Below are 10,821 nucleotides of genomic sequence, written 5' to 3'. Positions count from 1 at the left end.
GCCGCAAGGAACCCAGAACGTACGACAAAGCGCTCTACAAGCTGCGCCACCTGGTCGAGAACGCATTCCTGCATCTCAAGCGATGGAGGGGAATCGTGACGCGCTACGCGAAATCCTTCGCCTCATTCGCTACCGCCGTGCAAATCCGCTGTCTCGCCCTTTGACTCCGAATCTCGTGACAACACTATTGAATCGCCCCGGTTTTTGAGGAGGCTCCTTCGATTGAGAGAATGGAGCCATGATGAGGAAGTCCCCGAAGTATTCTCCCGAGGTCATCGAGCGCGCGGTGCGCATGGTGTTCGATGCCAAAGACCAGTACCCGTCGCAGTGGGCGGCGATGGAGTCCATTGCCGGCAAGATCGGCTGCACGGCTGAGACCCTGCGCAAGTGGGTACGCCAAGGCGAGCGCGATAGCGGCAAGCGCCCCGGCGCAACCACCGCCGAGCAGCAACGCATCAAGGAGCTCGAGCGTGAGGTGCGCGAGCTGCGCAAGACCAACGAGATCCTCAAGCTGGCCAGCGCCTATTTCGCCCAGGCGGAGCTCGACCGCCAGCTCAAGAAGTGAACGCCTTCATCGATGAGCACCGGGGTGCTCACGGGGTCGAGCCGATCTGCACCGCGTTGCAGGTTGCCCCGTCGGCGTACCGGCGTTACGCCGCGCGTGTGCGCAACCCCGCGCTGCTGCCTGCGCGGGCACAGCGTGACGCCATCCTGCTGCCCCAAGTGCAGCGCGTGTTCGACCAGAATCTGCGGGTCTACGGCGCCGACAAGGTTTGGCGCCAACTCCTGCGTGAAGGCGTGACGGTGGCGCGCTGCACGGTCGAGCGGCTGATGCGGCGCGCCGGGCTGCAAGGCGTGCGCCGCGGCAAGGGGGTGCGCACCACGGTGCCCGATGCCAAAGCGGCGTGCCCGCTGGACCGTGTGAATCGCCAGTTCAAGGCCGACAGACCCAACCAACTCTGGGTGGCGGACTTCACCTATGTGTCGACCTGGCAGGGCTTTGTCTATGTGGCCTTTGTCATTGACGTTTTTGCGCGCTACATCGTCGGCTGGCGAGTCAGCACCTCGATGCAGACCGATTTCGTGCTGGATGCGCTGGAGCAGGCGCTCTATGCGCGCCGCTCTCAGCGCGATGGCACCCTGGTGCATCACAGCGATCGTGGCAGCCAGTACGTCTCGATCCGCTACAGCGAACGCCTGGCCGAGGCCGGCATCGAACCCTCGGTGGGCAGCACGGGGGACTCTTACGACAACGCACTGGCGGAAACGATCAACGGGCTGTTCAAGGCGGAGATGATCTACCGGCGCGGGCCGTGGAAGACGCGCGAGGCGGTCGAGTTGGCCACGCTCGAATGGGTGTCATGGTTCAACCACCACCGCTTGCTCGAGCCCATCGGTTACATCCCGCCTGCCGAGGCCGAGGCCAACTATTGGCGAGGTCAAGACCAGACCGTGCCCGCCATCATGGCTGCCCACGCGACAGCGCAACAGGAGGATTGAGCCATGGAACATGGCCCAACCAGGGGGGGCGCCTCCGGCGGCCCCTGCGGGGGGCTGAATGAGAGAGAATCTGAAACCCAACAATCCGCTTGACTGTCAGACCAGCACGGTCGGACTCAAGCCAACAAGCCTCCTCGAAACCCGGTGCGGTTCACTATCTAGGGTTACCGATGGGATTGTCCATTCCAGAGGTAGTCATGAGAACGGTTCCAAGGCGTTAGCTACGTCACCCCGCTTACTTCTGCACGCCATGAACAACCTACCCGCCTCGTCCCTGATTCGTCACGTGAGCTTCCGGCAACTGCAGATCTTTGCGACAGTGGTTCGGCTAGGGAGCTTTACCAGGGCGGCGGACGCACTTTTTCTAGCTCAGCCCACCATCTCGCTGGGCATGCCCCTACTGAATTCGGTGGGTAGGCAGGTGCGACCGACGGGTGCTGGACAAGATCTTTTCGCCGCCTGCGACGAGATCTTTCGTACTCTGGAGAATCTGAACAGTCAGATGGCAGATCGGAAAGGGCTGCGACGAGGCAAGCTGCGCCTGGGGGTGGTGACGACGGCTAAATATATTGCCCCCGAACTCCTAGCTGCCTTTGGTGAGCGTTACCCGGGCATTGAGTTCGCCATGCAGGTGAGCAACCGGGACGAAATCATCCAGAGGATCCGGAACAATGAAGATGACGTCTACATCATGGGCCAAGTACCGGAGACCGAAGTGGATGTTGATGCAATCCCCTTTGCCCACAACCCCCTGGCAGTGATGGCTTCCCGGAACCACCCCTTGGTGACCGGCAACTCGCCCTTATCGTTGGCCGCCATTGCCCAAGCACCGTTTTTGATCCGAGAACCGGGCTCAGGCACCCGTCACGCTTATTTGCGCCTTTTTACTGAACATGGTCTCAAACCCAGGATCATCATGGAGCTCAGCAGCAACGAAGCCATCAAGCATGCCGTGGCTAGCGGTCTGGGGATCTCCATCCTCTCGATCCACTCCTTGGCCCTCGAGGGAACCGGTGGCCCTATTCAGATTCTGGATGTGGAGCACTTTCCCATTCTGCGAAAGTGGTACCTGGTCTACCCTCGGGGCAAGACTTTGTCCCTCATTGCCCAGAGTTTCTTGGAGTTCTCAACTTCTCAGGAAAGCTTTATCACTCGCCGTCTCGTGGCCCTCTGGCCGGATCTTTCCCGCCACTTATAAGATCAAACTATTGATAAAAATAAATACACATTATTTTTTATTTCAATTTGAATAAATAGTTAGACTGCCTTAAAGTCTCCTCAATTTCTGACTGAGGAGGTAGCCGTGTTCACCAACTTTTCCACGCCTTGGCTCGCGAGTGCAGCCCTGGCCCTCATGCCCCTGGGGCTTTTGCTTAGTGCACTGCCTCGGGTCCAGGCGACCCGCCATTCCGCGCTGAGCGCTCGTCAGCGTGTCCGCTGGGCGGCACTCTTCGCCTTGGGGGCGGTGTTTTTGGCCGATGGCACATTTTTTTTGGGTGCGCGGGACAATCTGATTCTGGCGAGTCTGCCCTTGCCAGGGCTGGGTTTTGATTTACCCATTTCCGTTACCGCCAATGGCTTAACTCTGGCCTTGGCTACCCTCGTGGCCTTCGTCATTGTGATGATCGCTCAGTACAGTATCCAGTATCTTGACGGCGACCCCCAGCAAGCTCGCTTTGCGCGGTTGCTGGCCTTCACCGCAGGGTTTTTCCTGTTAGTGGTCATCTCCGGAAACTTGGGCCTATTCACCTTGGGGATCATCGCAACAGGTTTCAGTCTCCACAAGCTCCTCAAGTTCTATGGAGACCGTCCCAAAGCCATTATGGCGGCCCATAAGAAATCAATCTTCAGCCGTACGGCGGATCTTTGCTTGCTCACAGCGACGGTGTTGGTCGGACAAGATGTGGGCAGCCTTCAGTTTGACGCGTTGCGCGAAGTCGCCCAGCGGGCCGGCGGATTACCCCTAACCTTGCAGGTCGCGGCCTGGTTAATCGTGGCGGCGGTGATCCTGAAGAGCGCCTTATTCCCCTTTCAGGGGTGGCTGATTCAAGTCATGGAGGCACCCACACCCGTCTCAGCCCTCATGCACGCGGGTGTGGTCTACAGCGGTGCCATCGTGGCCCTGCGCACAAGTCCTTTGCTGGTACAGGTGCCGTCGGCTCTGCTTTTCCTGGGTGCAGCGGGTTTGCTGACGGTACTTATCGGCTCGCTGGTTATGACTACTCAGACAGCCGTCAAATCTATGTTGGCTTGGTCCACGGCGGCCCAGTTGGGCTTCATGTCCCTGGAACTTGGCTTGGGTCTCTTCCCATTGGCCCTTTTGCACCTGATAGGGCACTCCCTCTATAAAGCGCACGCCTTTCTGTCCTCGGGTAGTGTGACGGACCAGCTGCGGCAAGTACCACCGGGGGGCAAGAAAATACCTGCGCTCGGAACCTGGATTGTGTCGGTGGTGCTAGGCGTACTCATCTCCGGGGGGGGGGCTTGGGCCTTGGGCGAAAATCCTGTGGCGGATCCTGTCTGGTTAGCTCTGGTGGTTATCCTGGCTGTGGCATTAACCCAACTGATGATCAAAGGCTTCTCCTTTGATGCATGGGCGGATCGCCTGACGGCAATTGCACTAGCGGTGGTTATGGGCGGCGCTTATCTCTTGCTTCACAGCCTCTTCGTCTGGGGCTTTCAACGTGATATGGCGCCCCCCCTGACGGACGGCAGTATGAATCAGAGTCTGTTCGTTTACTGCATTGCCGGGAGTTTTCTCTTCCTGAGCTGGCTACAGGGGCCGGGGCGAGCGCTTTTGCCTCAGCGACTGCAACTCGCCCTCTTCACCCACCTTTATCACGGTCTATATGTGGACTATTGGGTAGAACAATTTTCCCACCGCTTCTGGGCCGAGAAGGTCGGCGTTGAATTGCCTGCCAAGAATCTGGCTCTGGAGTCTTTGGAATCCATCAACCGTAATCGCGCAGCCCTGGAAAATTCTGGAGGTGTCCAATGAGTAACTCGAATGATTTGAAATCTCAGTCCGTTTTCGAACAGGTCATCCGACGGATAGCTCCGGTCTGGCCCTTGGACTCTTTCGTTGCTGTCAATCCTTACTGGGGCTTCGCCGATAAGCCTTTCGCCGAAGTGGCGGCTCAATTGCATGGGACGGTGGGGGAGCGGATGATCATGGACCGTCGTTGGTATGCCGAGCAGCTGAATTGCGGCAAACTAGCCCTGTCCGACATAGCTCATGCGGCAGAGGACCTGGGTTTGCCTAGCGAAGAAGAGGATTGGCTAGCCTATCTGCAGCAGACCCCAGAGACACCAATGCGTCTACCTCGCTTGCCCGAATTAATGAACCGGCAGGGACATGCCTCCGTGTCTCAGTACGTAATAGAACAGATAAGCCGATTTATGGCCGCTTACTACGATCAGGGGCAAGCTCTATGGCCCCTGCCCAAAGATCATGAACTTGGGCTTTTCGGTTCTTGGAGGCAATATACGCTGGCAGATCGCAGCCTGGTTCCTATGGGCCTCAAAGCTATACGCTCCAGTTTGCTCAGTCTGCCTCTTAACGCCAATGAGGCAAAACTCTGGGCCGTACAGGTTTTGGATATCCCCAAGGCGGCGGAAGAAGCCTACCTCTTGGTGCTCCTGAAATCCATCGGAGGCTGGGCAAGCTGGTGTCGCTACCTGCTGTGGCAGGCGGAACTGCAGGGACAAATCCACAATGACTTGGAAGATTTACTGACCATCCGCATGGTCTGGGAAGCATTGTTACGACAACACGCACGACCAGAGGTGCTCGATGCATGGAAGCGACAAATCCGGGGGTGGATTCTCGACGATAAAAGCTCGGATTTGGAAGAGGCGCGGCGAGGAGAGGTTCTACTGCGCGCTTCCGAAATAGCCTTTCGTCGTCAATTGGCAGCAAGCATTCGTGCGCGTCCTTCCCGGCGCGGCCAGGCAGCGGGGGGAGCGCGAATACAGGCGGCGTTCTGTATCGATGTGCGCTCAGAGGTCTATCGTCGGCACTTGGAAAGCGCCCTGCCTGGCGTTGAGACTATCGGTTTTGCGGGCTTTTTCGGGATCATGATGGATTACCGCCGCCGCGGAGACTCTGTCCTGCGGACCCAAACGCCCGTGCTCCTCAATCCCCAAGTCCATGTGGAAGAGACGGGGCCAGAAGTCATCTTTCAGCGACGTTTCCGTCGTTTGCGCCGCAACGCAGAGTGGAAGAATTTCAAGTTATCCGCGTCGTCCTGCTTTTCCTTCGTGGAAACGGCTGGACCTTCGTACTTTGGCAAACTCCTTGCCGATACTCTCGGCTTGCATCGCCCGTCCCTTCCCCCCGATGCAGCAGGGCTTACGGCCAAGGAACATTCAAGCTTGCAATGCGCTCTGCCTGCATCTCTGACCCTTGATCAGCGGGTGCAGATGGCAGAGTTCATTCTGACCGGTTTGGGTCTTAATCTCGGGATGGCCCCCGTAGTTCTCTTGGTTGGACACGGGAGCTCAACCACCAACAACCCGCACCGGGCCGGTCTAGATTGTGGGGCTTGCGCTGGTCAGACGGGCGAAGTAAACGCCAAAGCAGCAGCAGACCTCCTCAACGATCCAGCCGTGCGCCAAGGCTTGCTGGCCAAGGGTTGGACAGTGGATCCACACGTCGTCTTCCTCCCAGCTCTGCACGATACGACTACGGATCGGGTGAACATCTTGGGTGGCCTGGACGATTCACGCCTTAATTCAAAATTGGTCGCGGAACTTCGAGCGTCCCTGGACGAGGCGGCCAATCGTACCCGAATGGAGCGGATGCTGCGCCTTGAGCCGGACCTACGGGAACCTGTCGAAGTCGCACGGAATATGACGATGCGTGGGCGCGATTGGTCCCAGGTCCGGCCCGAGTGGGCTCTGGCCGGCAATGCCGCCTTTATTGCTGCGCCCCGTTGGCGAACACGTGGCCGTAATCTGGCCGGAAGAGCGTTCCTCCACGACTACGATTCGGCAAAGGACTCTGATTTCAGCGTGCTGAAGCTCATTCTTACAGCGCCCCTCGTGGTGGCAAACTGGATTAATCTTCAGTATTACGGATCGACCATCGACAATCAGCACCAAGGCTGTGGTAATAAAGTTTTACACAACGTTGTGGGCGGCACACTGGGGGTGCTGGAGGGGAATGGGGGTGATCTGCGGGTAGGTCTATCAGAACAATCCCTCCGGGATAACGCAAGTGGTCTGCAGCACGAGCCACTGCGATTGTCGGCTTTGGTCGAGGCTCCCTTTGAGGCGATAGACCGAATCATTGCAGATGCTCCGGTTCTAGCTCAACTGGTAAATAACCGTTGGCTGACTATTTTCCAGATTGCTGAAGACGGGTCGCTGCGCGAGCGACGCGGTGCGGGAGAGTGGCAGACATCCTGAACAAGACATTGGCAATCAACGTTCTGATTGCCGATCCACTTTTCCAGGTTTTTACCGGATTCCAAGTCAATTCATTAAAGGATTCTCATCATGACTTCTCTATACACTGCCAGCAGTGACGCGGCTTCTCATGAAGCGATCACGTTACAACCCCCTGAACCTGTGTCCGGTGTGGTATCCCGGCAACGGAGAGCACTTATGGAGTTATTTTACGGTCCAATGCAGAAAATTGGACTTTCATGTAGTCAAAAAATTAGCCACTTAGATAATACAATAGCATGTCGCTCTGAGCTAGATGAATTATTAGCGAAATACTTTAACACTATTCCACACTGTAAGTATCTTTACGTGTTAAATCGAGAAGGATTACAGGTCAGCTCAAGCATAACTCGTGAGGGGCTGATATTGGAACACTGTGGTCGTGATCGCTCTGATCGCCCTTACATGCGCGAGGCACTGTCAGTTGCCGCTTACTTGGATACGAGCCGGGAGACGCGCTATCAACAGTGGCCTAATCTTGATGAGACCACACAAGCCATCGATTTTTTGCTCTGCGATGCTTACATTAGCCAGCATGCTTTGCGCCCATCCATAACTGCCATCTTTTTTTTGCGCGATCACGAAGGCAAACTGCTCGGATTTCTTGGCGCGGACTTCGCCTTGCGTGATCTTCCTCAAAATGACGTAGTCTATCAAGAGGAACGACGAGCGCGTCATTTCTTTGCGGGAACAGGCCTAACACATACAAACACCCAACTTGAGCATTATAACAGCAGGCTAGATGAAAACTTCATTACAGTGATGAGTGTACTCGAAGAGCTCATTCAGTTTCACGGCGTTTTCCATATGAAATTACATTTTGCGAGTAGCCAGGCGATAATTTGGCAGATGGATGATCCTTTCAGGTATCGAATTCTGAGTCTGTCAGATTTATTGGACCCTGATACCTGCTTAGCGTATCCAATTCGGATTTATCCAAAAAATGCCATAATTAATCGAGATGAAGTGCGAGATATTCTTGATTGCTTAGGCAGGTTGCGCATGAGTAAAAATTCCATATACCTTCGATCTGGATCAATTAATATATATAATGGCACGGTCGGGCTAAGTTTTTCGTCTGACGGGTCGCACTACATTCCGCACGAGCAGTTTCTTAAAACCGACCTCACACTATGGGATAATACGATAAATACAGTTATGAATAGATTATAAATGTTATTTAATTGACCAGGGCCTGAATCCATGATTACGAGCCTGCTGAATGAGCATAAGATGTTGATTCATAACGGATAAATGGCTAAACTAGCCCCGTTGTCTTCTCACCCGCCGGGTGAGTCTTTGGGAGCCGCTGATTTATCCTGCCCACATCTTGCATCATTGAGTCCCATTCTCTGATCCTCTTGCCGCCATGCACCAACTCAGTTTTTCCAGTACCGAGCATGCCATGAAGAAGCGCATCACGCGGCGCGAGAAGTTTCTTGGCGAGATGGAGCGTGTCGTGCCCTGGGCGCGGCTGGTGGCGGTGATCGAGCCCGTGTATCCCAAGAGCGGCCGGGTGGGCCGCCCGCCCATCGGCGTGGAGCGCATGCTGCGCATGTATTTCCTGCAACAGTGGTACAGCCTGTCCGATGAAGGTCTGGAAGACGCCATCACCGACAGCCAGGCCCTGCGCGAGTTCGTGCGCATCGACCTGTCGCGTCAAGCCGTGCCCGACGCCACCACCCTGCTCAAGTTCCGCCGCCTCCTGGAGGCCCATGATCTGACCCAGGCCCTGTTTGCCCAGATCAACGCCCACCTGAGCGAGCGCGGTCTGCTCATGCGCGAGGGCACCATGATCGATGCCACCCTCATTGCCGCACCCAGCTCCACCAAGAACCGCACTGGCACGCGCGACCCTGAGATGCATTCCACCAAGAAGGGGAACCAGTGGCACTTTGGCATGAAGGCCCACATCGGGGCCGATGCCGACAGCGGCCTGGTGCACAGCCTGCACACCACGCCCGCCCACCAAAGCGATGTGGCCCACACCGCCGAGCTGCTGCATGGCGAGGAAACCCAGGTGTTTGCCGACGCCGGCTACACCGGCGCGCCACAGCGCGCGGAGGTGGTCCAGGCGCAGACGCAAGGCCGCATGCGTCCGGACGTGGACTGGCAGATTGCCCAGCGCCGCAGCACGGTGAACAAGCTGCCTCAGGGTCCACACAAGACCCTGATCCAGGCGCTGGAGCGGGCCAAGGCCCGTGTGCGTGCCCGGGTGGAGCATGCGTTTCATGTGCTCAAGAATCGGTTCGGTCACAAGAAGACCCGCTACAAGGGACTGGCGAAGAACACCGCCCAGCTCTACAGCCTGTTCGGACTGGTGAATCTGGCGCTGGCCAAAAACAAGCTCTTGAACCCGCAAGGCACACCTGCGTCCTGAGGGCACAAAACGACGGGGAAATCCCCGCAAACCCGAGAAAACGACCCCGATATCCGCCGCAATCGCCACCCACTGCGCAGAATCTGCCACATCATGAAAAGAGATCGGCAGAGAATCGATCAGGCGCGGAAAACTGGGAGTTGATCAGCGGTTCCTTAAACAAGTTAAGAGCCGCAGCGTCAGAAGGCAATGCCAACGCTCAATACAGCTTAGGGAGCTTATACCTCAACGGAGAGGGCGTGCCGACGAACTATGCAAAAGCTTTGTTCTGGCTCCAAAAATCTGCAAACCAGAATAACAAAGACGCGCAATTTCTTCTGGGCGTCATGTACAACAACGGCGAAGGCGTGCCGCAAGACTATGCCCAGGCCGTCTACTGGTACCGCAAGGCCGCCGATCAAGGCAACGCCGACGCGCAACTCAACTTGGGCCGGATGTACGACAACGGCCGGGGCGTGCCGCAGGACGCGGTAATCGCATATGCGCTTTACAACATCTCAGCGACAACCATTCCATCGGACAAACTCGCCGCAGAAATCCGTGAAAATCAGAGTGCTCAGCCTACGCTACACCAGATCGCCGAGGGGCAAGCGTTGATACGGCGCATGCTGAGTGAGGGGATTTTGAAAGCAATCGACGCCACTTAAGCTAGGCGATTGGAAAGAATGACCAAAACCACCGTTTTTGAGAAAGCGTAGCGCGCCATTGCATAGACCCAATCGATGTGATAACGTGACGTTAACACTTCTGGAGATGGTCATGCAAAAGATCTTTCATACCCGCCAATTCATGGCGGGGAACTCACCAGCCGTGCGCATCCCTGTGAGCATGGCGTTCCCGAAGCACACCAAATTGGTTGTGATTCGAGAGGGCAACAGGCTCATCGTGGAGCCTGAGGAGAATTCGCTCGAATCGCTTCCGGCGCTGTTCGCTGCGCTTCGCCCACAGCACACCGCTGAGCGGCCGGAGTTTGTCGAGGCGGAACGATCTTGGTGATGCTGCGCTACTTGCTGGATACCAATATCTGCATCTATCTCATGAAGGAGCAGCCGGAGTCAGTCATCCGGCGGTTCGCGGCCTGCAAACCCGGTGAGATTGGGGTGAGTTCGATCACCTGGGCTGAATTGTGTTGTGGCCTGAACGTGCATAACAGCCAGTCCGAAATGGCCGCGCTCTTGAGCAGGCTGACCGCCAAGGACTTCGACATGGACGCGGCGGCCCTCTTTGGAAAGCTCTCCCGGAAATTCCCAGCCAGAAAGAACAGCTTCGACCGCATGATTGCCGCGCATGCTTTATCGCTGGGGGTCACCCTGGTGACCAACAACACGGCCGATTTCGATCTCTATGCCGGCGCAGGCCTGATCGTCGAGAACTGGGTGGCATGATGGCGCAGTTGCACTTCCCATGTCGCAGAAAGGGGTCGTCTCAGAAACGCCGCAAGCTCACCAGCAGCGCCGCCCGGCGCGGCTCTGAATTCGGGCGATGAGACAGAT

Annotated in this window: 9 protein-coding genes, 1 pseudogene and 1 other annotated feature; all 10 genes and pseudogenes read left to right on the top strand. The window is 56.7% G+C overall.

What is annotated here, in order from left to right:
- Positions 1 to 164: pseudogene (locus tag Q0C48_RS03755) on the top strand (IS5/IS1182 family transposase); the annotation flags it as partial.
- Positions 165 to 241: 77 nt separating this feature from the next.
- Positions 242 to 1,500, top strand: a protein-coding gene (locus tag Q0C48_RS03750; protein ID WP_291521689.1) for an IS3 family transposase whose coding sequence is annotated in 2 segments (ribosomal slippage) — positions 242 to 524 and positions 524 to 1,500 — 1,260 coding nt in all. Because the reading frame shifts where the segments join, the coding sequence is not laid out codon by codon here.
- Positions 520 to 636: a sequence feature (AL1L pseudoknot), on the top strand. It overlaps the preceding gene by 117 nt.
- A 250-nt stretch (positions 1,501 to 1,750) precedes the next feature.
- A complete protein-coding gene (locus tag Q0C48_RS03745) occupies positions 1,751 to 2,698 on the top strand; it encodes a LysR family transcriptional regulator (RefSeq protein ID WP_291521685.1) in 948 nt (315 codons plus the stop codon).
- A 105-nt stretch (positions 2,699 to 2,803) separates the two neighbouring features.
- The gene (locus Q0C48_RS03740) at positions 2,804 to 4,498 is read left to right on the top strand and encodes a proton-conducting transporter membrane subunit (protein WP_291521683.1); all 1,695 of its coding nucleotides are present in this window, start codon (positions 2,804 to 2,806) and stop codon (positions 4,496 to 4,498) included.
- Complete coding sequence (locus Q0C48_RS03735; RefSeq protein WP_291521681.1) at positions 4,495 to 6,909, top strand: YbcC family protein; 2,415 nt, start codon at positions 4,495 to 4,497, stop codon at positions 6,907 to 6,909. The genes Q0C48_RS03740 and Q0C48_RS03735 overlap by 4 nt, the downstream gene beginning before the upstream one ends.
- A gap of 198 nt (positions 6,910 to 7,107) precedes the next feature.
- On the top strand, positions 7,108 to 8,121 hold the full coding sequence (locus Q0C48_RS03730; RefSeq protein ID WP_291521680.1) for a hypothetical protein: 1,014 nt from the start codon (positions 7,108 to 7,110) through the stop codon (positions 8,119 to 8,121).
- Between the two features lie 196 nt (positions 8,122 to 8,317).
- Positions 8,318 to 9,328 carry an IS5 family transposase gene (locus Q0C48_RS03725; protein WP_291521678.1) on the top strand — a complete coding sequence of 337 codons (1,011 nt, stop codon included), beginning with the start codon at positions 8,318 to 8,320 and terminating at the stop codon, positions 9,326 to 9,328.
- A gap of 140 nt (positions 9,329 to 9,468) precedes the next feature.
- Positions 9,469 to 9,975, top strand: a complete 507-nt coding sequence (locus tag Q0C48_RS03720) for a tetratricopeptide repeat protein (protein ID WP_291521675.1) — start codon at positions 9,469 to 9,471, stop codon at positions 9,973 to 9,975.
- Positions 9,976 to 10,087: 112 nt separating this feature from the next.
- Complete coding sequence (locus tag Q0C48_RS03715) at positions 10,088 to 10,324, top strand: hypothetical protein (RefSeq protein WP_291521673.1); 237 nt, start codon at positions 10,088 to 10,090, stop codon at positions 10,322 to 10,324.
- A complete protein-coding gene (locus tag Q0C48_RS03710; protein ID WP_291521687.1) occupies positions 10,324 to 10,713 on the top strand; it encodes a type II toxin-antitoxin system VapC family toxin in 390 nt (129 codons plus the stop codon). Before Q0C48_RS03715 ends, Q0C48_RS03710 begins: the two co-directional genes overlap by 1 nt.
- Positions 10,714 to 10,821 lie beyond the last annotated feature (108 nt).

The sequence above is a fragment of the Acidithiobacillus sp. genome (assembly GCF_023255755.1).
Taxonomy (GTDB): domain Bacteria; phylum Pseudomonadota; class Gammaproteobacteria; order Acidithiobacillales; family Acidithiobacillaceae; genus Acidithiobacillus.
The sequence above is the reverse complement of the archived record's forward strand: the minus strand, read 5'-3'. Positions and strand labels throughout refer to the sequence as shown.